Origin of the sequence: Chryseobacterium phocaeense, assembly GCF_900169075.1 — a bacterium.
In the GTDB taxonomy this organism is placed as follows: Bacteria; Bacteroidota; Bacteroidia; order Flavobacteriales; family Weeksellaceae; genus Chryseobacterium; species Chryseobacterium phocaeense.
Genome location: NZ_LT827014.1, coordinates 166176 through 187588 on the forward strand (window position 1 = coordinate 166176; position 21413 = coordinate 187588).

Consider the following 21413-nt stretch of genomic DNA (forward strand, 5'->3'; position numbering starts at 1 on the left):
CATGTTAAAAAAGTTTTTCACAGCAGTAGGAGAATACATGATCCTTCTAGGTAAATCCTTGCAGAAACCACAGAAAATGAGGGTTTTCTGGAAGCTGTTCATGAGAGAAATTAATGATCTTGGGGTCAATTCTTTCGGCCTGGTGGTCTTCACTTCTATATTCGTAGGAGCGGTAGTAGCCATTCAGATGTTCAATAACTTTGACGCCTCCTCTTTTCCTATCCCTCCGTCCTTCGTAGGATATGCTACGAAAGCGGTACTGGTTTTAGAATTTGCGCCTACCATTATCAGCTTAATCCTTGCTGGTAAAGTGGGTTCATATATTGCCTCCAGTATAGGGACCATGAGGGTTTCGGAACAGATTGATGCTTTGGATATTATGGGGGTCAATTCTCCCAATTTCCTGATATTTCCTAAAATTATTGCCTGTATCATTTTCAATCCTCTTCTGATTGCGATCAGTATTGTTTTTGGGATTTGCGGGGGATATATTGCGGGAGTCCTGACAGGAAACTGGACGGAAAACGATTATATTGTAGGGATTCAGATGTATATGCCTAACCTCTTTATATATTACGCATTTACTAAAACTACGGTATTTGCTTTCATTATTGCTACCGTTCCTTCTTATTTCGGATACAATGTAAAAGGAGGATCGCTGGAAGTAGGTAGAGCCAGTACACAGGCAGTGGTATGGACCATGGTATTTATTATCATTTCCGAATTAATTTTAACCCAATTAATATTAAGCTGATGATTGAGGTAAAAGATCTTAAGAAAAGTTTTGGTGATGTTGAAGTACTTAAGGGAATTTCGACTTCTTTTGACAAAGGAAAAGTAAACCTGATCATCGGGCAGAGCGGCTCCGGAAAAACCGTTTTCCTGAAAAGCTTACTGAATGTATACCAGCCATCATCCGGAGAAATCCTTTTTGACGGCCGTGACATCAATGTAATGACCAGAGACGAAAAACAGCATCTGCGCTCAGAAATCGGGACGGTATTCCAGGGCAGTGCGCTTTTTGACTCTCTTACGGTGGAAGAGAATATCATGTTTCCGCTGGACATGTTTACAAACCTTACGTTCAGGGAAAAAAAGAAAAGGGTTTTTGAAGTGATCGGCCGTGTACACCTGGATAAAGCGGGCAGAAAATTTCCGTCTGAGATTTCAGGAGGAATGCAGAAACGTGTGGCCATTGCGAGGGCCATCGTCAACAATCCGAAATACCTGTTCTGTGATGAACCGAATTCGGGTCTTGACCCGTACACTTCCAATATTATTGACGACCTTCTCCTGGAAATCACCAAGGAATATAACACCACAACGATCATCAATACCCACGATATGAACTCTGTAATGACGATTGGGGAGAAAATTGTGTATCTCCGTCTGGGAATCAAAGAATGGGAAGGTAATAAAGACATCCTCATCACCGCAGGCAATAAAAATCTTATAGACTTCGTTTATTCTTCAGAACTGTTTAAAGAGCTGAGAGAATATTTACTTGAAAATAATAAAACGATTGAAAATACAATCCATAAAATAGATGATAATGAAAAAGATACTTAGTATAGCATTAATCGGGTTTTCAATGTTCGCTTCTGCACAGATCTCTCTGGCAGGAAAAGCCAACCTTATATTCCCGACAGGCTCTCCTTCCTGGAAAAATATCAAAGGAACGGTAAATGATGCCATTGAAGGGACAGGGAAAAACAATGCAGGGTTCAATGTAGGGCTTTCCCTAAAAGTAAACCTTCCTGCCGCATTTTACGTAATGCCGGAGGTATACTACACCCACTTCAAAAATGAATTCACTACGGAAAATACGACGTTTGATGTAAAAAGCAACCGTATTGACGTTCCGCTTCTTTTGGGACACAAAGTTCTGGGAGATATGCTTGGTATCTATGCAGGACCTGTTGCCAGCTATAATCTGAGCACGGATAATACCTACAATGACTTTAAGGAAAATGCTAAAAATGATTTCACCGTTGGCTACCAGTTCGGGGCCCAGCTTGAAATCAAAAAATTCCTTATCAATGCCCGTTACGAAGGATCATTCAGCAAGGATGAAAGAAACTTCATCAATAAAGTTTCCGGTGCAGAGGTACGATATGACAACAGACCTAACCTGTTTCTGGTAGGTATCGGTTACCGATTTAAATAATTTGAAAATAACTTCTATAAAAAACCCTCAATATCTTAGATTTGAGGGTTTTGATTTTGTTTCTGAAGTTCTGCTTCTCTCCTGGCAATTTCCACTGCCTGTTTTTCCAGCTCTTCTTTATCTTTCTGCAGTTGTTTGAATTCTTTTCTTTTCTCTTCCGCTTTTATAGCACTTCCCTTACTTACATAGCCCACCATTCCGCCAATAATAAGGCCTATACCCACTCCGGCCATCACGCCCATCATGTGTGAAATGGTAATTCCCCCTACTGTAAAATCTGTAGTCAGGTAAAAAAGAAGTGCTGAAACCGCCAGTAATATCAGCCCGGTAATTGATAAACTTTTCATAAATATTGTGTTTAGTGGTTAAAATTAAAAAAAAGCCTTACCCAATTTAGTGAAAATTTAATAAGGCTTTACAAGATTAAAATTCTGAATCGTTATATTTTCCCTCCGGCTGCTTTGTAATATTCCAAAGCTTTCGGAAGGTCTTTATTGATATCTGAAATCCTGGTTTCAGGATTCGGGTGGGTAGAAAGGAATTCCGGCTGTCTGGATCCTGAAGATGCCCCCTCCATTCTGTTCCAGAAAGGAATGGCTTCTCTTGGATCATATCCGGCCATAGACATCAGGTAAAGCCCCATTTCATCAGCTTCAGATTCCTGGTTTCTCCCGTATTTCAGTAGGGCCACCTGGGACCCGATAGGATATACTTTTTCAAAAATACCGGCCCATTGTGAATTGGAAATGGTTCCACCCAAAATAGATCCTCCATACTGAGCGACCATCGCCTGGGAAATTCTCTCATTTCCATGTCCTGCCAGAGCGTGGGAAACTTCATGTCCCATTACTACTGCAAGACCGTTGTCGTTTTTTGTAACCGGAAGAATTCCTGTATATACGGCCACTTTCCCACCAGGCATGCACCATGCGTTCAGTTCATTGCTTTGGATCAGGTTAAATTCCCAGCTGTAGTTGGCAAGATCTGCTGATCTTCCTATGCTCTGATAATACCTTTCCGCGGCACTTTTTATTCTGCTTCCCACACTCACTATTCTTTTGGCATCTGCAGTCCCTGAAATGATTTTAGATTTGGACAATGTTGTTTTATATTCCTGGGCAGACATGGTCAGTATTTCCGAATTATTTGCAATCTGCAATGAAGATCTGCCCGTAATTGGATTAGTAGTACAAGCTGCAGTAGACAGAGCCACTGCTCCTATTCCTAATAAATGTGTTAATTTCATAGTTCGAGTGTTAATAATTCAACATTTACAATTTTTATTCCAAAATTATAGATAAGGGATATATTTGCATACATTTTGCTATTTAAATTTAACAATTATTACGATCATGAAAAAGTATATTTCACTTATATTTATTTTTGGATTTCTTTTTTTCTTCCAGAGTTGTTCTTCTCAGGCCACATTGGACCCTAAAATGGTAGATACTCTGGTAGATTCCGAGGAATTTACTTTTGTTGCCCAGCGGGCCAATCCAATGAATTATGATGTGATCAATGTGATGGGTTCTATTCAGAATGCTCCAGTAGCCAGAATGCTTCAACTTGATGGAAGTTATTCCATAGAGATTAAGAAGAATAACCTGGATGTGGCCCTTCCTTATTTCGGAAGAATGTTCAATCCTTCATACAATACAGCTGAAAACAGTTACCGGTTCACCTCCAAGGATTTCACCATCAAAAAATCGAGAAACAAAAAAGGAAACTGGATCTTAAAGATCAAACCTAATGATGTAAGAAATGTGGATGAAATGACGATAGAGGTTTTCAGTAAGGGAAAAGCATTTGTTTCCGTGAGAAGCAACGACAGGCAGCCCATCACTTATGACGGCTATGTTTCCAAGAATGAAGAGACCAAGAAAGAAAAGGAAAAGCCTTAGTCTCCGGATAAGAACTTTTCAACAAATAATTTTGCTTCAGTGCTGGGATTTGAAACCATTTCTGAAGCATTTTTTTTGTGCTGAATATAGGCTTCCTCCACAGAATTACTTCTCTTCATCATAGCCAGGATATATTCCTGAACCCAGTATTCAAACCGTTTTTCGGCCTGGTGGGTACGTACCTCGTTAAAACGTCCGGCTTTCTTTTTCAGGCTGATGAATTCATCTATTTTAGTGTAGATTTCTTCAAGTCCTTCGTTGTAAAGAGCTGATCCCAGCAGCACGGGGATTTTCCAGTTTTTTTCTTTGGGAGGAATAAAGTCCAGTGCACGTTTCAGTTCCAGCCTTGTATTTTTTGCTTTCTGGAGATTATCCTGATCCACTTTATTGATGAAAATAAGATCCACCATTTCCATAATTCCACGCTTAATACCCTGTAGCTCGTCTCCACCGCCAATAATTTTCAGAAATAAAAAAACATCCGTAATATCAGCCACCAGCACTTCAGACTGCCCTACTCCCACTGTTTCGATCAGAATATAATCATATCCGGCCGCTTCACAGATCATCATAGTTTCAAAAGTCGTATTGGCAACACCTCCAAGAAATCCTGAGCTCGGGGAAGGACGGATAAAAGCATTTTCTTCTTTGGCCAGTTCTTCCATCCGGGTTTTATCGCCTAAAATACTTCCTTTGTTGATGGAAGAGCTTGGATCAATCGCAAGAACCGCTACTTTCTTGCCATGGCTGATTACCAGCCTTCCGAAATTTTCAATGAACGTAGACTTTCCGGCACCCGGCACTCCTGTAATTCCTACCCTAACGGATTTTCCTGTAAAAGGCATAATCTGCTTCAGAAGTTCCTCAGCCTGATTCCTGTGCTCCGCTTTTTTACTTTCGACTAATGTAATAGCTTTTGCGATCAGGCGCTTGTTCCCTGACCGTATTCCTTCAATTAGTTCTTCTGTAGAAAATTTCATTGATTCAAAATTATAAAAATAACCTTCAAACTCCTCTATAAACGGGTATTAATTTTATTTCTTCTAAATTAAAACTAGCGTCCGGTTTATCAGCGGGCTGGGGAAATTCCTACATTTGTTTTAAATCAAAATCAAGAAACATGAAAAAAATATCCGCTGCTGCATTATTTACCTGCATATTACTGGCTTCCTGTACTCCCAAGACATCTACGTCCGGACCTATAGGACCTGCCGTATCTACTGCAGAGCAAATAGCACAAGGAAAAACCATTTTTGAAAATTCCTGCGGAAAATGTCATAAACTACCGGAGCCTACAGCATACACTTCTGTACAATGGGTAGGCATCATGAATTCTATGGCACCAAAAGCAAAACTGACGGATGAGCAGCACCAGTGGGTTTATGATTATGTTGTTTCTGTGAAAAAATAATCACCAAATCAAAATAAGGGTATGAAAAAAGTAATTCTAAGTATAGCAGGAGGTGCCACATTGCTGGTATCATGCGGACCTAAAAGCACTGCTGTAACAGGACCCAAGTATACCGCGTCTGAACAGCTGGTTCAGGGAAAAACTATTTTTGAAAACTCATGCTCCCGATGCCACAAACTCCCGGATCCTGCTAAACATGATGACCAGGGATGGATTAAAACCTTAAGCAGAATGGCTCCCAAAGCCAAGCTCACCGATGATCAGCACCAGATGGTTTATGATTACCTGATTTCTGTGAATAAGAAGTAGTTTTTAGAGAGTGGCGCAGGGTTTAAGAGTTTGGGGGTTAGAGGGTATTAGGGTTAGAGGGTGTTTGGGTTAGAAGATGTTTGGGTTTTTAACTGATCACCAATCATTCATAACTTATCGCTCTTTTCTCATTTTAACTCAATTCCTAATCCTGGTTTTCCGGTTAATCTAATTTCCCCGTTCTCTACGAAGTTTCCGGCGGCATAATCGTTGGAGATCAGGTTGGCTCCGTCCAGATCCACAAAATCTGCAAGTCCTGCGAGCATACAGCCTGCAGAAATCCCCACTGTAGATTCTGTCATGCATCCGATCATGACTTTATATCCCAGATCTTTTGCCCTCCGGATCATTCCTAATGCCGGTGTGAGGCCTCCACATTTCATGAGTTTGATATTCACGCTTTGATAATATGGTACAAGCTTTTCCAGGGAATCAAGATCCTGGCAGTCCTCATCTGCCATCCAGTTGGCAAAACCATCTTTACAGAGTACTTTGTAATTTCCAACAGGTCCTGGCTGTTCCAGATAGGAAAACTGACTGCTACCTTCATACTCCTGAAGCCAGATACAATCTTCATCTGTAAAGCTGGCATTCGAGTCAAGCGCTATATTCCGGTTTAATTTCAGCAGTATTTTTACATGATCATGGTTCAGTCCTTTACACTTCACTTTGAATTTGTTCCAGCTGCTGTGTTCTATCTTCCTGATCTGGTCTTCAATAGCTGCTACTGAAATAGTAATGGAGCTTTCTGCGGGATTTCCTGCAGGGATATTATTGAGTTCCGTAAAGCTTCTGTTTTCAAGTTTTCCAAAGAGATCCCAATAGGCACAATCCAGGGCGGACAATAAAAAGGGATGGAGATCCAGCCTGGAAAGAAAAAGGAAAAAATCTGCCGGGTGGATGATCTCCTGCATCTCAAGCAGAGGCTGTATTTCTTTTAGTTTTATAATGAGGGCCTTCAGGTTTATCCGATAATAATCTATCGCAACACATTCGCCATACCCATGACCGTTTAAATGAGATAATCTCACCAGCAGTGCTTCTCTTTTATCATAATTCCCGTAGGAGATGGAGAAGGTTTCTTTTAACTTCAGCTCTTTTATTTCCCAATTTATCGTCATATCCTAACTAATCCACTGTTCTACTATTTTAACCTCAACCCATTTACCTTTGATTTTTTTATAGATTGCAGTATACCCGCTTCCATTTAAATAACCGCAAGAGACAGAATTCTGCACAATGCACAGCGTTTTTTCTTTATTAAAAAAAGGTACGGAAAACTTACGGATACACTGATGGCCAAATTTTGAACGAAACGCAGTCCAAAAATCTTTTTCCCTGTTCTCTGTTAATTTACTGAGATCTTCATCTGAAACATATTGTAATGTCTTCCTGATTTTTGCTGTATCCAGTTTGAAATTAAGCGTTATTTTTTCCTGGCTTTTGTAGTAGGCAGAATCCTTAATTGAAAAAACGGAATCATATTTCAGATGAACTCCTAAAGGTCTGGATTCATCATTTTCCTTTTCAAAAAGATAAACTGCCTGCAAAGGGGTAATCAATACATTATTATTTTCATCTAAAGAAATACTGTCTTTATCAATCAACTGATTCAAAACTTCATATCTTAAATACAAATCTTCATCTATCAAACTGATATTCAATTTAGTATTTGGATTATTTTCATTTTTCTTACAGGAAAACATCAATAATAAAAGCAAAAAAATAAGGCGTTTCATATTCTAAAGCTACAAAAAAAGACCTTCTGAAAAAATCAAAGCCGGAATAAATTCCGGCCATGAGTTATAGTTATTTCTTTTTTTTGGTTTTGGGCATCTTCCCTTTAATAAATTTCTCCCTGTTTTTCAAAAAATCTACCATAGCCTGATTGTAGCTGTAATTTTTTGCTTCTTTCAACGGCTTCAATGCTTTTTTATATTCAAATCTGATCTCGAAAAGCAGTGATTTCTGGATCAGTATCCTGGCTTTATCAATTCCTTTGATCTTTAAAGCATAATTGATGAGCTTTTCCGCTTCCTCCAGATCTTCATTATCCAAAAGGCATTTGATGTAATACTGCGGGGTATTCAGGTTCCCGACATTGCACAGCATCGCTTCCCCGAAATAAATTTTTGCTTTTTCATAATCGGTAAGCATTTCGCTGTATATTCTTCCCATCAGACAAAGGCTGTCTGCATCTTCACGATCGTAGGACAAAGCATAATTCAATGCTTCCAGACAATCCGGAAGGCTGTAAGGGTAGTTATCCAGTGCTTCAAAATAATATTTACTTTTAGTTAAGGTCATACCTGTCGTTTTTGAGTTCTTTTTTCAGGATATTTCTCTGTTTTTTAAATGATTTATCCTGATAATTCTTTTTAAAATCTGTTCCTGAAAATGTACGGACGGGATTTCCTCTCTGCACCTGCAGATGATTGTTCCAGGTGTCCTGCATTCTTTTTTCCAGCTGTCTGATATACAATCCGGTTACTTTTTCTTTCAGCCGCATTACCGCAAGTTTCTTATTCTCCAGCTGCGAACGTGAATCCTGTGCAAATACACTTTCTCCGGTCGGTACATGGACAGCGCGCACGGCAGTATTTACTTTATTCACATTCTGCCCGCCGCTTCCCTGGCTTCTTGTGGTCTGAAACTGAATATCTTTTTCACTGAAACTGATTTTTTCCAGTTCTTCCAGCTCAAAAACGCCGATGAACCAGTTGCTTCTTTTATGAAGTTTCCTGAAGGTACTTTTTCCGGTCCAGCATATGCTTCCCAGCCAGGTTCTTAAAAATACATCCAGGTCTTTTCCTTTTAAAAGAATGGTTACCGATTTCAAAGTCAGGTTTTCATCCCCATTTTCACGGTGGATGATTTCGTAGGCTGTATTATTATTTTTAACTTCTTCAAGGAAGACCTTCAGCACCTTCGCAGTGACCCACTGGCATTCTAAAGGTCCTCTTCCCGAGGTGATCTGTATGATTTTTTCCATTTTTAATTCACTTTTGGAATTTCACTTAATTTAGGGTGTCCTACAGGATCAATCCCTTTCTGCAATAAATCTTTAGCCGCCATTACCGCCCAGCATTTATCACTGGAATGGATATTTCTGTAAAAGGTCAGTAAGGTTTCCGGATTAACCACGGTAAAATCATTGATTTCAATAGTTTCAAGATCATTTCTTTCAAAAAAATCGATGGTAATCCTGTGAGATTTTCCGTTTTCCAACTCTGCCGTTTTTTCATATCTGCGGAAGTTTTCCTCACTCTGCAGGTGGTCGTAGCGGGTCCAGACTTTCTGAAATCCTTCCTGCATGAGGATCATAACCGCTTCTCCAGCATTTTCTTTTCTTACAAAAACATCAATATCCTTGTGGTCGTGGGCATGCTTATATTCCGTATGCCCTTCTTCGGACATAAAATGCCAGGCCCAACCGCCCGATATAATGACCTTATCTTTTAATTTATTTAAAATTTCGAGTCCGTGCAGGATTCTAAACTCCGGCCAGACTTCTCCGTATCTTTTTATATTATGAGGTGCTCCCATTTTTTTGTTTTTTGTTAATAGTTGCCGGTTTCCGGTTATCAGTACTGGTTTTTCAACCGACAACTGAAAACCAGCAACTTCTGTTATTTATCCATTCTCACAATTCTGGGTTGAAAAGTTCCGAGAATGTCTACCAGTTCACTTTGTGCGTTCATCACTTCGTGAATGTCCTTGTACGCCATTGGTGCTTCTTCCGTATTTCCGCCTATCAGCGTAACCTTTTTTAGCTTCAGCTCTTTTTTGATGTCATTCTGGGTGAAAAGACTTCTGCATTCTCCTCTTGAATGGGCTCTTCCTGCTCCATGCGATGCCGAGTTCAGGGAATCGGGATTTCCTTTTCCACGAACGATAAACCCTTTTGCGGTCATAGAACCCGGAATCATTCCCAGCTCGTTTTTATTGGCAGGTGTGGCTCCTTTTCTGTGGACAATCACTTCTTTCCCATTATGAATTTCTCTCCACGCAAAATTGTGATGGTTCTCTATTCTGGCTTTCACTCTTCCTCCCACGGCTTTTACAAGCCTTCTGTGGATATCATCATGACATGCGGATGCGTAATCTCCGGCAAGGTTCATCGCCGTCCAGTATTCCAGACCGAGATGCGTATTCAGATCCAGCCATGCAAACTGTTGGGCTTCTTTTGGAAGCGGGCACTGTTCTGCGGCCACTCTTGAATAATATTGTGCAATCTCAGCTCCTAACCCTCGGGATCCGCTGTGAGACAATATTCCCAGGTATCTTCCCTTCGGAAGCCCGATCTGCTCATCTTCTTCCGTAATTTCCACTTCCCCGAATTCCACAAAGTGATTTCCGCCGCCGGAAGATCCCATCTGTTTAATGGCTTTTCCTTTCAATCTTCTCAAAACCGGGATCATATCGAAGGTATCCCTCTCAAAGATTTCATGATCAATATGAGATTTGTGGGTTTCGTACATCCCGAATTTGGTATGTTCAGCAAGGGCTTTTTCATATTTATCCCTTGCTCCGTCAAGGTATGAAACCGGAATATCCAAAATACTGAGGCTCATCCTGCAGCCAATGTCCATTCCTACTCCGTAGGGGATCACTGCGTTTTCTACCGCCAGAACACCGCCTATCGGAAGTCCGTACCCACTGTGTGCATCGGGCATCAAGGCTCCCTGTACAGAAACCGGCAGTTTTAAAGCTGTGTACAGCTGGTTTTTTGCTTCTTCAGAAATATTATTTCCAAAGATCTGAAACGGGACGCGCTGCGTATTGAGCATTCTTTTCTCTGTTTTTCTGGACGAAAGCAATGATTCCGCAATCTGTCCGAAAGTCAGGTCTTTTTCAAAGCTTTCCGGATTCAGGAGGATTTCTTTTAAAATAGATTTTACATGATGAATATTTTTGGTTGCAAAATTTCTTTTCATGACCTCCAAAGCCACGTTAACACTTTGATTATTCGGATATCCGAGTTTTAATATATCTTTTCCTTTTAGTTTTAAATTTCCCATTGTTTTAATTTTTAAGACATAAGATGTCAGACACAAGATTCAAGACTTTGATCTGTGTATAACTATTTTCATCAACTAACATATTAGTTGAACGGTTTGTGTGAAGAACAGCACGCAGGAATCCTGATAAGGCTCAATAATCCTGTTCTTTTTAATATTGATAAAATTTCGGGAAACCGGAGTTTGTAGTATTGCGCAATAAAAAACCCGAAATCTTTACGACTTCGGGCTTTGATATTTCGTTGTACTATTATTCTAAGAGTATACCAAACCACGAAGCCTTACCACCATAAGGGGTACTCCAGCTAAAGAATTTTGATTCAATTTGAACATTGCTTCGTTGTTTTTAAATTGGTTAAACTTGATTTTCAGGTGCAAATATAATATTTTTTCTGAATATCAAAATATTTTTTTTATTTCAAATGGATCAGGCTTAGAAAAATACCATCTATCACGCTGGTCATTTTCGGAAGATCCAGCGTTTCCAAAGTATCGGTTGTCTCGTGATAATTTTTATTCCTGAAAAATGAGGTATCGGTGATCATCAGGGCAGAATAGCCGAATTTCCAGTAATTGAGATGATCCGAGAAATCGGTTCCTTTTACGAATTTCGGTGCTGTAAAGGTTTCCGTTTTGATCTGATTGGCTTCTTTAAAGTTAGTGGTGAAATGGTTCACGAAATCTCCGGCACTAAACTTTTTGACGAGGGTGATAAAATCCCCTTTATTACCATAAACCCATGACAATACACCTAACGGATAACTTTGGGAGTCTTTTTCGTCCCTGAAATACCCGATCATTTCCACACTTGCCATTCCGTAAACCTCAATATGATGATCTTTGAGGTATTTAGCATGGATATAGCTTCCCATATTCTCAGTTCTGAAGTACGGAGGTTCTTCCAGGGTATAGGCTACGAGATCGATCCTGTAGTTCAGTTTCTGACCTTTAAGCATTCTGGCCAGTTCGAGTAAGGCTGTTACCCCGGTTGCATTGTCATCCGCTCCCTGTTGGTCTCCGCAGACATCGTAATGAGCTCCAATGATGATTCTCTTTTTGTTCTCCGTCCCGAAAGATGAGATCACATTTTTATAGATCCTTCCATCAACATGGTATTCCTGGAAGGCTGTACTGTCACTGTATTTACTGAAATTCTGCTGAATATAATCTGCTACAGTATTCAGCTGGTCAATATTTTTATAATTCCGGAATTTTGGGGTTTGTGTAAGGGCCTGCAGATGGCTTTTCACCAGATTAATATCTGCCGGCACCGGAGACTTCTGTACCGGCCGGTCTTTGCAGTCTGCTGCGAAACAAAACACGGCTATAAAAATCAAGCCTGCAACAATAATGATCTTATTAGCTGCAGGCTTTCTTATATTTTTAAAATTCATCTCTCGGCTGGTTTAAGTTGGAATTCCTGAAATTAACACTTTTCCACCAAACCTTGCAGAGACGATGCATTTTTATTCTTCAGGAAATTAATCTTTTGACCCCAGGCTGTCCATATCATCATCCATTCCTTTGATTTCATTGGAATGATATACTCTTTCTGATCCAAGAAAATAAATATTGTGTCTTGCCTTTGCTATAATTCCGTTATACTCGTGCTCTGTCATCCCTTCAGGAATTGTATCGCGGGTTTCTGACGGTCTCCGGTATACTTCAAGCGCACCGTTGTCATTTAAAACAGTTTTCGCTCTTTGTGCCTGCTCGAGATCATCCGTGTATACAATAACATTGCTTCTTCCTATGCTGTGCTTGCGATAGGCATCCAACATTTCTGCATCGTGAGCGAACACATAGTCGAAAAAACCTTTTGTCTGCTCATCTTCGTGGAAATCACCTGATAATCCACTTTCTACTTTAGACTTTGACACAATAATATTTGCGTCGTCAAAGCCTTTTTCTCTTAAATCTTTTTTAATTTCCTCTGTATCTACAGTCACCGGAAATACTGAAACTACTGTATAAGCCATAATGAAATTTTTCACTTAAACTATACAAAAGCTGTGCAAGTTATGTCTTAGGAAAAAGTTAATTTAAAAATTTCTCTAAAATTTCCACGGCACATTTGGGAAGATTGGTTCCGGGACCAAAGATAAAATCTGCCCCGTTCGCATACAGAAATTCATAGTCCTGCTGCGGAATAACGCCTCCTACCACAATGGTTACATCATCTGCCCCCAGTTTCTTCAGCTCTTCCACCACCTGTGGTACAAGGGTTTTATGGCCTGCCGCCAGAGAAGATACGCCAAGGATATGGATGTCATTTTCTACAGCCTGTTTGGCCACTTCTTCCGGTGTCTGGAACAATGGTGCCACATCCACATCGAATCCCATATCAGCAAATGCGGTAGCGACTACTTTTGCGCCTCTGTCATGTCCGTCCTGACCCATTTTAGCAACCATAAGTCTTGGGCGGCGTCCTTCTTCCTCTTCAAATTTCTGAGTCAGGTGAAGGGCTTTTTCAAAATATTCGTTTTTGCCGGCATTCATAGCGTATACTCCAGAGATTGTTTTAATATTGGCTTTGTATCTTCCAAAAGTTTCTTCCATGGCATCACTCATTTCACCAAGGGTTACTCTTCTTCTTGCAGCTTCTATGCATAAGGCCAGAAGGTTTCCGTTTCCTGTTTTTGCGCTTTCACGGATCTGATCCAGGATTTCAGCAACGGCTTCCGGATTTCTTTCGGCTTTTATCTTTTCAAGTCTTTCGATTTGTTTTCTACGGACTTCGGTGTTATCGATATCCAGGATTTCAATACCTTCCTGCTTCAGGGATGTCCTGAATGAATTTACCCCAATGATGAATTCTTCCCCACTGTCTATTTTAGCCTGTTTTTTGGCGGCAGCTTCTTCAATTCTCATTTTTGGAATTCCGGCTTCTATCGCTTTGGTCATTCCTCCTTCCTGCTCTACCTCATCAATGTATTTCATGGCTTCCTCAATCATCTGCTGGGTAAGGCTTTCCACAAGATTGCTTCCGCCCATAGGATCCACTACATCACAGATACCGCTTTCCTGCTGAAGGATGATCTGGGTATTTCTTGCGATCTTCGCTGAATAATCTGTAGGAAGTGCAATGGCTTCATCCAGTGCATTGGTATGCAGTGACTGGGTTCCGCCGAGAGCTGAAGACAGGGCTTCAATGGCCGTTCTGGTGATATTGTTAAAAGGTTCCTGTTCGGTAAGGGACCATCCTGAAGTTTGAGAGTGGGTTCTTAATGCCAGAGATTTTTGGTTCTGCGGGTTGAACTGCTGTAAAAGAGTCGCCCAGATATATCTTGCGGCACGCATCTTGGCAATTTCCATAAAGTGGTTCATTCCGATGGCCCAAAAGAATGAAAGTCTTGGAGCAAAATCGTCCACATTCATTCCTGCTTTTATCCCGGTTCTTACGTATTCCAGACCGTCCGCAAGGGTATAGGCCATTTCCAGCACCGGAGTGGCACCTGCTTCCTGCATATGGTATCCGGAGATAGATATAGAGTTGAATTTCGGAATATTCTGAGCCGTATATTCAAAGATATCGGCAATGATTTTCATGGAAGGCGCCGGCGGATAAATGTAGGTATTTCTTACCATGAATTCTTTCAGGATATCATTCTGAATGGTTCCGGAAAGCAATTCCTGTTTTACGCCCTGCTCTTCTGCCGCCACGATATAGAAAGACAAAATAGGAAGTACAGCTCCGTTCATCGTCATGGATACGGAGATCTGATCCAGCGGAATTTCGTTGAAAAGGATCTTCATATCTTCCACAGAATCAATGGCTACCCCTGCTTTACCTACGTCTCCTACTACTCTGGAGTGATCGGAATCATATCCGCGGTGGGTGGCCAGATCGAAGGCTACGGAAAGTCCTTTTTGTCCTGCAGCAAGGTTTCTCCTGTAAAAGGCATTGGATTCTTCTGCTGTGGAGAATCCTGCGTATTGCCTGATCGTCCATGGCTTCTGTACATACATGGTGGAATACGGGCCTCTGAGGTAAGGAGCAATTCCCGGAGAAGTCTGTGTTAAAGATTCATTTTTAACATCTTTTTGAGTGTAGGATGATTTTAACTCCAGCCCGTCTTTTTCAAAATTATAGATCTCTCTATCCAGAGGCTCTATATTAAAATCCGGCTTTTTCACAGAAATTGTCTTTCGCATTCCAATAATTTTTGTCTGCGTAAAGTTAATTTTTTTGAACGAAACATGAAACTTATGTTAACTGACAGTTTTACTGATTTTTAATGCATAAAAAAGACCGGACAAATGCCCGGTCTTCGTTATTAATATTCTAACTTATTATTTTTTGATAAGTTTATTCGTGTATGTATTTTTCTCATTTTTGATAGTAATTACATACATTCCTTTGATCAATGATGCTACATTAATTCTGTTGTTAGCATCAACTTGACCTTGCTGAACCAATCTTCCGTCTGCACTGAAAATGCTGTAATCAGCTTTTCCTTTCAGATTTTTAATTTCCACGAAAGTATCTGCAGGGTTAGGATAGATAGAAATTTCTGATGTTTTTGGACCGTTTACATCGTCTACAGCCAATCCGCTGGTGATTTTCACAGGGAAATCTTTAAATGAACCCTGAGAAATAACTCCACCTCCGGTTACCCCAACAGATGGAGATCCGCATGGACCGGTAGCTTTATTGAAGAAAGTGTTTGCCACTCTCATTCTTAAAAGCTTGTCACCTGCATATGCTGTAGCAGGAACGGTAAATGAAACTGACCCTGTATACTGGCCATTAGCAGGAGGGTCTGTACTTACTGAAGCCACTTTTTCTGTCGCTTCAAAGACACCATTTCTGTTATAGTCTATCCATACTTCCATGTTATCATTATATGTAGATACAGTGGTACCTACATTAAAATAAGACAATGTATACTGTGTTCCTTTTGTTAAATTGATCACCTTGGTTGCATCTTCACTATAATCTCTATACGTACTGAAAATATTTTTAAAGGTTAAATCTGAAAAGGCTAAGTTAGAAACGTTCATTTGAGCCATACCGCTGTTATAACTAAAGCTGGCAAAACTATTTCCTCCTGTGGTCATTAAACAGTAATCTACTCCTGTCATCAATCCTTTAGTCTTGAAAGTATAATTACCTGAGAATGCTCCCGGAACCGAATTCACTACGGCAGCCACCTGAGCTTCATAATTAGACTCGTCTTCAAGACTACTTAAGACCACTGAACTTGTTGTACTTGTTGCGTTGGACCAGTTTGTCTGTCCTACTTTTCTGTAATTGATTGAATAGGTAGCACCCGGTACAGCATTCCAGGATAGTCTGGCTGTAGTTTTGGAAATCTCCGTATTTATAGCTGTTACTCCTGTAGGTGCCGCTGTAGTAGATGTAGGAGCTGTTCCTACTGTCACTTGCGGAGATACAGCATAGAATACATTTCCGATAGCAGAAATTTTAAGTTTAACTGCACCTGTTAAGCTGGATGGCATTTGTGCAGTATAACTTCCCGTATTTGGAGTAGAGGCTACGAGTTCTGTCCACGTTGCTCCGTTAACAAGATCTGTAGTGTATTCAATTTTTACATTCGGTGAATTATATGGTGCTGCATTGGTATTGGCAACATCCCATGAAATGGTATTGGCTGCATTATTATACAGGGTAGAAGAAGATGTAAGTCCTGAGAATTTAAAAGGACCGTCATTTCCAACAGTAACGGTAGTCTCAGCAGAAGCAAGCATTGGTCTTCCTGCATTCTCATCTCTTACCGTCACGGCATAATGTAAAGTTCTGGGAACATAAGATACGGTTTCCCAATTTGGAGTTGTAGCAGCTCCCGGAGCTGTTTTATTCGTTAAAACACCATTCATTACCAACGGTAGGCTTGGGAAATATCTTCTTCCGCTGGTTGTTCCGAAATAAGATCTTGCTAAAGCACCCTGTGCGCTATATCCCCATCCGCTGTCTCCGGAAATAGAGTTGTAAGAATCTACACTGTCATACTGCTCCCATGCATATTTAATAGGATCTGCATCTGTAGCAGAAGCCTCCAGATAATAGGCAGTACCTTTAGGGATACTATAAGCCGTAAGCGGGGTAATTACAGGGGCAACATTTGTTGTAATAACTTCTGAAGTTCCACAAGTAGTCTTACCATCCAGACTATTTAATATCTGATTAATAGAAGCATAATGGAAATAGGCATCTGTAGTATTCTGTACGTTATCTCCTGTGATTCCTGCATAACCCATAATGGTAGTACCACCACCAGGTTCAATATTTACACCTGATCCTTCTGAAGCGTGAGAGAAGGTATGGTTAGCTCCCAGCTGGTGTCCCATTTCGTGGGCAGCATAGTCGATATCAAAAAGGTCTCCTGTAGGATTTGTACTTTGGGTAAAAGCAGATCCTTTAGCCAGACTGGTTGAAGTTGCTGGATTTACACATGTTGATGCAATAGAACCGGCATTTCCGTTTCCTCCCGCAGCATTGAATACGTGTCCCATATCGTAATTCGCATTACCCACCACAGAGGTCAGGGTTTGCTGAAGGTTGAGATTTAAATTTCCTGTATAAGGATCTGTTGCAGCATCTGTATATAGGAGAGCAGGAATATCCTGAATGATTGCTTTAATACCAAATTCTTTTTCAAAAATACCGTTTACACGGGTCATGGTAGCATTCATCTGGATTACCGTATTGGTAGTTCCTCCTGTTGGGTCAAATTTCTTGGTATATTCTCCGGTCGTAGAAAGTGCCAGTCTGTATGTTCTGTATTTTGTAATGGCAGGTCTGTTGGTAATTCCTACGTTAGAAAGATTTTTCTTACCGTTAGCTTCCAGTAATTTGATATCTTTAAAATCTTTTTCTTCTGTAGAACATTCAAATCCGTTATCGCTTGCCGTTCTTTTTGTTTTATAGAAAACTCCGTACGTTTGCTTGTCTAAAGAGATAGGCTCTATAAACTGAAATACACCGTCCTTGATAATCATAGACTGTAATTCTGTTGGAGCCGTACTGAATCTTATATATTTTGAAGGATCATCTACTCCCACTCCTACATAAGAACCCAGCTGATATCTGTCTGCCATAGATTGTTCTACAACAGGATCACTATAGACAGCAAATTTTTCAATTTTTCCTTCTGCAGTAGGAAGAGAAACAATTACAGGTTTTGCATCTTTCCCTGTTTCTACAGCATCTTTTAAGGTATTTCTAAGTGATAAAAGATCTACTCTGTAAGCATATTGAACTTCAACTTCCTTTCTGATTTCTGAAGTTCTCTGGGAGGCAGGTTCCCATCTTTGTGCATTAGCAGAAGCCAAACCGGCAGCCAAAGCACACACTAGTAAAATTTTCTTTTTCATAAATTTACAATGATTCTAAAAAATTATTAAGCATTTTCTGCAAAAGTAAAAATTAAAACCAGAATATTATCATTAAAAAAGATTATTCTCATGCCAAATTAAAAAAAATAAGCATAAAATCCATACAAACTCCATTTTAGGATGCTAACAACTGGAAAAAACTCCTGAACAAAAAAGACCGGACAAATGCCCGGCCTTCATTATTAATCTGTTTATTTCTTATTTTTTAATAAGCTTATTCGTGTATGTATTTTTCTCATCCTTGATGGTGATCACATACATTCCTTTCGTTAAACCGGCTACGTTGATGATCTGATCGCTGGCGTCACCGCTTTGAACTAATCTTCCGTCTGCGCTGTAGATTTTGTAATCTGCTTTTCCTTTAAGGTTGGTTACCCCAATAAAGCTTTCAGCAGGATTTGGATAGATTTCCACCTCAGATTTAGTTTCTTTGGTTTCATCCACTGCCAATGCAGATCCAAAGATTCTTACCGAGAAATCCATTACACTTCCTGCTCCGCTGGTGATGGTTCCGTTGGTACCGCAAGCATTGTTTAACGGAGAAGAGAAGTTAGTTGCCACTCTCATTCCCACAACTTTGTTTCCAACAAGAGCAGAAGCCGGAACTGTAAAGTTACCTGCAACGTTTCCTACTCCCAGACCTCCAGATACCTGGCTGTAATTTGTAGCAGGGCTGGTGTATACTTTTTCAGTGGATTCGTAGATTCCGTTTCTGTTATAATCAATCCATACATTGTACGTCATTGGTGCACTCTGATTGTAAAGACCGAAAATAGTGATCGGATAAGAGTTTCCTCTGATCAGGTTGATAATTTTCGCAGGATCTTCACTTACATCTTTGTATGATCTAACGTTGGTATCGATGTGGTTAACATTGGAAAGCTGTACTCTTGCCACGTTTCCTACTGCATTGAAACCAGTATTCAGGATACAGTAGTTGATTCCTGTTGCCAATGGTTTTGTTTTGAACACATAGCTTGAAGAGAAACTTCCGGGTACGGAGTTTACCACAGCAGCCACCTGTGTTTCATATGCTGCTTCGTCTTCAAGACCACTCAGCAATAATGAGTTGGTTGTGCTGGTACCATTCGTCCAGGCAGAAGCACCTACTTTTCTGTAATTCAGAGAATAAGAAGCTGCTCCTGGTACGCTGTTCCAGGAAACGATTGCTGAATTTTTAAGAACGTCTGCAGAGGTTGTGGATAATCCTGTAGGTGCAGCTGTAGTGGAAGTAGGTGCCGCCCCGATAGTTACCGCAGGAGAAACTGCATAGAAAATATTGTTGATTGCTGATACCCTCAATTTGATAGCTCCTGTTAAGCTTCCCGGCATTTGTACGGTGTAGCTTCCTGTATTCGGTGTAGAAGCTACAAGGTCTGTCCAGGTAATTCCGTTATCTGCTGTATAATCTATTTTTACGTTTGCCACATTATAAGGAGCAGCTGTAGTATTCGCTACTTCCCATTTAATAGTGTTTGAGGCATTGTTATAAAGAACAGTAGCTGTAGTAAGTCCACTGAATTTGAATGGTCCGTCGTTACCTACATTTACCGTAGTTTCTAACGATGAAAGCATTGGTCTCTGTGCATTTTCATCTCTTACGGTAACTGCATAATGTAAAAGCCTCGGAACATAAGATACAGTTTCCCAGTTTGGATTTGTAGTTTCAGCAGGATTCGTTTTTTTAGTCAGCGTTCCGTTCATTACCAAAGGCAGACTTGGGAAATATCTTCTTCCGCTTGTGGTTCCGAAATAAGATCTCGTTAATGCTCCCTGTGAGTTGTACCCCCATCCTGCATCTCCGGAAATAGTAGCATCTTCGTCTACGCTGTCATACTGTTCCCAAGTATATTTTACAGGATCTGTATCGGTAGCAGATGCCTCTAAATAATATGCTGTTCCTTTAGGAATGCTGTATGCGGTAAGCGGAGCAATAACCGGCGCTGTATTTGTCGTGATATTCTGAGATACCCCGCAGGTTGTTTTAGCATCAAGATTGTTAAGGATCTGGTTGATAGAAGCATAATGGAAATAAGCATCGGAGGCCATTTGTACATTGTCTTCGGTAATTCCGGCATATCCCATGATAGTGGTACCACCTCCCGGCTCTACATTCACATCGGAGCCTTCGGTATTATTTGAGAAGGTATGGTTTCCTCCTAACTGGTGTCCTAATTCATGTGCTACGTAATCGATGTCAAAAGAATCTCCTGAAGGAACTCCATTGGCAGGCGACGTAAATCCGGAACCTTTGTAAGCTACCGGAGACCCTTGGTTCAATGTCATATCATCGCTGCAGATACATCCTATACATCCGGCATTACCACCCCCTCCTGTGGCACCAAAAAGGTGACCGATATCAAAATTGGCTTCTCCAACGTTGTTATGAAGAACATTCATAAGCTCCCCATTCCACGCGCCACCTACTCCGGCATCTGAATCTGAATAAGGATCAGAAGCGGCTGTGGTATAAATAATATTCTGGTAATCCTGAAGAAGAAGTTTAATTCCAAAGTCTTTCTCGAAAACCCCATTCACCCTGGTCATGGTGTTGTTGATCTGCGTAATAGCTCCCGGAACACCTCCGAAATAGGCTGTGTACTCACCGGTAGTAGACATTGCAAGTCTGTATGTTCTGTACTTTGTACTGGCCGGTCTGTTGGTAATTCCTACGCTAGAAAGATTTTTTTTTCCGTTTTGCTTTAGCAGCATGATGTCCTTAATGTTGGTTTCGTTGGTACCACACTCAAATCCCTGCTCGCTGTTTGTTCTTTTTGTTTTATAGAATACTCCGTACGTCTGCTTATCTGTAGAGATAGGCTCTATGAACTGAAACACACCGTCCTTGATGATCATAGACTGCATTTCCGTAGGAGATGTACTGAATCTTACATATTTGGAAGGATCGTCAACACCCACTCCTACATAAGAACCCAACTGATATCTGTCTGCCATAGACTTTTCCATTACCGGATTGCTGTAGACTGCAAACTTTTCAATTTTCCCTTCTGCTGTAGGAAGAGAAACAATCACTGCCTGTGCTCCCTTACCGGTTTCCACCGCATCTTTCAGAATACTTCTGAGTGATGTAAGATCTACTTTGTAAGAGTACTTCACTTCTACTTCTTTTCTGATCTGAGAGGTTTTCTGCGAAGCAGGCTCCCATCTCTGTGCGTTGAAACTGGCCACACCGGCAGTCAATGCACAAACGAGTAAAATTCTTTTTTTCATAATGAACTACATGA

20 protein-coding genes are annotated in these 21413 nt (G+C 40.6%); 6 read left to right on the top strand and 14 right to left on the bottom strand.

Features of this window, described 5'->3' with window-relative positions:
- Position 1 precedes the first annotated feature (1 nt).
- The 3 genes from B7E04_RS02235 to B7E04_RS02245 are packed head-to-tail and all read left to right on the top strand — an operon-like array spanning position 2 to position 2167.
- Complete coding sequence (locus B7E04_RS02235) at positions 2-754, top strand: MlaE family ABC transporter permease (protein ID WP_080777176.1); 753 nt, start codon at positions 2-4, stop codon at positions 752-754.
- The gene (locus B7E04_RS02240) at positions 754-1569 is read left to right on the top strand and encodes an ABC transporter ATP-binding protein (RefSeq protein ID WP_062652039.1); all 816 of its coding nucleotides are present in this window, start codon (positions 754-756) and stop codon (positions 1567-1569) included. Before B7E04_RS02235 ends, B7E04_RS02240 begins: the two co-directional genes overlap by 1 nt.
- Positions 1553-2167 (top strand): outer membrane beta-barrel protein, encoded by a 615-nt coding sequence (locus tag B7E04_RS02245; protein ID WP_080777178.1) that lies wholly within the window; start codon positions 1553-1555, stop codon positions 2165-2167. Before B7E04_RS02240 ends, B7E04_RS02245 begins: the two co-directional genes overlap by 17 nt.
- Positions 2168-2202: 35 nt before the next feature.
- Here the strand turns inward: B7E04_RS02245 and B7E04_RS02250 are convergent, their stop codons facing one another.
- Together B7E04_RS02250 and B7E04_RS02255 are read right to left on the bottom strand one after the other, a co-directional pair.
- Positions 2203-2514 carry a hypothetical protein gene (locus B7E04_RS02250; RefSeq protein WP_080777180.1) on the bottom strand — a complete coding sequence of 104 codons (312 nt, stop codon included), beginning with the start codon at positions 2512-2514 and terminating at the stop codon, positions 2203-2205.
- Positions 2515-2606: 92 nt separating this feature from the next.
- Positions 2607-3413 carry a M48 family metallopeptidase gene (locus B7E04_RS02255; RefSeq protein WP_080777182.1) on the bottom strand — a complete coding sequence of 269 codons (807 nt, stop codon included), beginning with the start codon at positions 3411-3413 and terminating at the stop codon, positions 2607-2609.
- Between the two features lie 106 nt (positions 3414-3519).
- On the opposite strand from B7E04_RS02255, the gene B7E04_RS02260 reads away from it, so the two are divergent.
- The gene (locus B7E04_RS02260; RefSeq protein ID WP_080777184.1) at positions 3520-4068 is read left to right on the top strand and encodes a DUF4251 domain-containing protein; all 549 of its coding nucleotides are present in this window, start codon (positions 3520-3522) and stop codon (positions 4066-4068) included.
- On the opposite strand, the gene meaB is transcribed toward B7E04_RS02260, so the two are convergent.
- Positions 4065-5048: a methylmalonyl Co-A mutase-associated GTPase MeaB gene (gene meaB / locus B7E04_RS02265; protein ID WP_080777186.1), complete on the bottom strand. Its 984-nt coding sequence runs from the start codon at positions 5046-5048 to the stop codon at positions 4065-4067. The two genes, B7E04_RS02260 and meaB, sit on opposite strands and share 4 nt — an antisense overlap.
- Positions 5049-5188: 140 nt before the next feature.
- Here meaB and B7E04_RS02270 point away from each other — a divergent pair, with 140 nt between their 5' ends.
- On the top strand, positions 5189-5479 hold the full coding sequence (locus B7E04_RS02270; protein WP_080777188.1) for a c-type cytochrome: 291 nt from the start codon (positions 5189-5191) through the stop codon (positions 5477-5479).
- A gap of 21 nt (positions 5480-5500) precedes the next feature.
- Positions 5501-5788: a cytochrome C gene (locus tag B7E04_RS02275; RefSeq protein ID WP_080777190.1), complete on the top strand. Its 288-nt coding sequence runs from the start codon at positions 5501-5503 to the stop codon at positions 5786-5788.
- 128 nt (positions 5789-5916) lie between these two features.
- Here B7E04_RS02275 and B7E04_RS02280 read toward each other — a convergent pair whose 3' ends face one another.
- The 11 genes from B7E04_RS02280 to B7E04_RS02330 all read right to left on the bottom strand — a co-directional run bounded on the left by B7E04_RS02280 (position 5917) and on the right by B7E04_RS02330 (position 21399).
- Positions 5917-6909 carry an enolase C-terminal domain-like protein gene (locus B7E04_RS02280; RefSeq protein WP_080777192.1) on the bottom strand — a complete coding sequence of 331 codons (993 nt, stop codon included), beginning with the start codon at positions 6907-6909 and terminating at the stop codon, positions 5917-5919.
- 3 nt (positions 6910-6912) lie between these two features.
- On the bottom strand, positions 6913-7452 hold the full coding sequence (locus B7E04_RS02285) for a hypothetical protein (RefSeq protein ID WP_139785315.1): 540 nt from the start codon (positions 7450-7452) through the stop codon (positions 6913-6915).
- A 145-nt stretch (positions 7453-7597) separates the two neighbouring features.
- Entirely contained in the window at positions 7598-8095 is a 498-nt protein-coding gene (locus B7E04_RS02290) for a hypothetical protein (protein ID WP_080777195.1), read from the bottom strand.
- Positions 8082-8780, bottom strand: a complete 699-nt coding sequence (gene prfH, locus B7E04_RS02295; protein ID WP_080777196.1) for a peptide chain release factor H — start codon at positions 8778-8780, stop codon at positions 8082-8084. Before prfH ends, B7E04_RS02290 begins: the two co-directional genes overlap by 14 nt.
- A gap of 2 nt (positions 8781-8782) precedes the next feature.
- Complete coding sequence (locus B7E04_RS02300) at positions 8783-9334, bottom strand: nucleotidyltransferase family protein (protein WP_080777938.1); 552 nt, start codon at positions 9332-9334, stop codon at positions 8783-8785.
- Between the two features lie 83 nt (positions 9335-9417).
- Positions 9418-10809, bottom strand: a complete 1392-nt coding sequence (locus B7E04_RS02305) for an RtcB family protein (RefSeq protein WP_080777197.1) — start codon at positions 10807-10809, stop codon at positions 9418-9420.
- 413 nt (positions 10810-11222) lie between these two features.
- Positions 11223-12203: a M28 family peptidase gene (locus tag B7E04_RS02310; protein ID WP_080777198.1), complete on the bottom strand. Its 981-nt coding sequence runs from the start codon at positions 12201-12203 to the stop codon at positions 11223-11225.
- 87 nt (positions 12204-12290) lie between these two features.
- The gene (locus B7E04_RS02315; RefSeq protein WP_080777199.1) at positions 12291-12788 is read right to left on the bottom strand and encodes a hypothetical protein; all 498 of its coding nucleotides are present in this window, start codon (positions 12786-12788) and stop codon (positions 12291-12293) included.
- A gap of 58 nt (positions 12789-12846) precedes the next feature.
- On the bottom strand, positions 12847-14964 hold the full coding sequence (gene scpA / locus B7E04_RS02320) for a methylmalonyl-CoA mutase (protein WP_080777200.1): 2118 nt from the start codon (positions 14962-14964) through the stop codon (positions 12847-12849).
- A 138-nt stretch (positions 14965-15102) separates the two neighbouring features.
- Positions 15103-18147, bottom strand: a complete 3045-nt coding sequence (locus tag B7E04_RS02325) for a reprolysin-like metallopeptidase (protein WP_080777201.1) — start codon at positions 18145-18147, stop codon at positions 15103-15105.
- Positions 18148-18366: 219 nt separating this feature from the next.
- Positions 18367-21399, bottom strand: a complete 3033-nt coding sequence (locus B7E04_RS02330) for a reprolysin-like metallopeptidase (RefSeq protein WP_080777202.1) — start codon at positions 21397-21399, stop codon at positions 18367-18369.
- Positions 21400-21413: the final 14 nt, after the last annotated feature.

What these genes read in the sequence shown, in the direction of transcription:
- B7E04_RS02280 (WP_080777192.1), bottom strand. Translation starts at nt 6,909, where the DNA reads ATGACGATAAATTGGGAAATAAAAGAGCTGAAGTTAAAAGAAACCTTC.
- B7E04_RS02330 (WP_080777202.1), bottom strand. Translation starts at nt 21,399, where the DNA reads ATGAAAAAAAGAATTTTACTCGTTTGTGCATTGACTGCCGGTGTGGCC.
- B7E04_RS02290 (WP_080777195.1), bottom strand. Translation starts at nt 8,095, where the DNA reads ATGACCTTAACTAAAAGTAAATATTATTTTGAAGCACTGGATAACTAC.
- B7E04_RS02325 (WP_080777201.1), bottom strand. Translation starts at nt 18,147, where the DNA reads ATGAAAAAGAAAATTTTACTAGTGTGTGCTTTGGCTGCCGGTTTGGCT.
- B7E04_RS02300 (WP_080777938.1), bottom strand. Translation starts at nt 9,334, where the DNA reads ATGGGAGCACCTCATAATATAAAAAGATACGGAGAAGTCTGGCCGGAG.
- B7E04_RS02305 (WP_080777197.1), bottom strand. Translation starts at nt 10,809, where the DNA reads ATGGGAAATTTAAAACTAAAAGGAAAAGATATATTAAAACTCGGATAT.
- B7E04_RS02270 (WP_080777188.1), top strand. Translation starts at nt 5,189, where the DNA reads ATGAAAAAAATATCCGCTGCTGCATTATTTACCTGCATATTACTGGCT.
- scpA (WP_080777200.1), bottom strand. Translation starts at nt 14,964, where the DNA reads ATGCGAAAGACAATTTCTGTGAAAAAGCCGGATTTTAATATAGAGCCT.
- B7E04_RS02240 (WP_062652039.1), top strand. Translation starts at nt 754, where the DNA reads ATGATTGAGGTAAAAGATCTTAAGAAAAGTTTTGGTGATGTTGAAGTA.
- meaB (WP_080777186.1), bottom strand. Translation starts at nt 5,048, where the DNA reads ATGAAATTTTCTACAGAAGAACTAATTGAAGGAATACGGTCAGGGAAC.
- prfH (WP_080777196.1), bottom strand. Translation starts at nt 8,780, where the DNA reads ATGGAAAAAATCATACAGATCACCTCGGGAAGAGGACCTTTAGAATGC.
- B7E04_RS02315 (WP_080777199.1), bottom strand. Translation starts at nt 12,788, where the DNA reads ATGGCTTATACAGTAGTTTCAGTATTTCCGGTGACTGTAGATACAGAG.
- B7E04_RS02245 (WP_080777178.1), top strand. Translation starts at nt 1,553, where the DNA reads ATGAAAAAGATACTTAGTATAGCATTAATCGGGTTTTCAATGTTCGCT.
- B7E04_RS02250 (WP_080777180.1), bottom strand. Translation starts at nt 2,514, where the DNA reads ATGAAAAGTTTATCAATTACCGGGCTGATATTACTGGCGGTTTCAGCA.
- B7E04_RS02255 (WP_080777182.1), bottom strand. Translation starts at nt 3,413, where the DNA reads ATGAAATTAACACATTTATTAGGAATAGGAGCAGTGGCTCTGTCTACT.
- B7E04_RS02310 (WP_080777198.1), bottom strand. Translation starts at nt 12,203, where the DNA reads ATGAATTTTAAAAATATAAGAAAGCCTGCAGCTAATAAGATCATTATT.
- B7E04_RS02235 (WP_080777176.1), top strand. Translation starts at nt 2, where the DNA reads ATGTTAAAAAAGTTTTTCACAGCAGTAGGAGAATACATGATCCTTCTA.
- B7E04_RS02275 (WP_080777190.1), top strand. Translation starts at nt 5,501, where the DNA reads ATGAAAAAAGTAATTCTAAGTATAGCAGGAGGTGCCACATTGCTGGTA.
- B7E04_RS02260 (WP_080777184.1), top strand. Translation starts at nt 3,520, where the DNA reads ATGAAAAAGTATATTTCACTTATATTTATTTTTGGATTTCTTTTTTTC.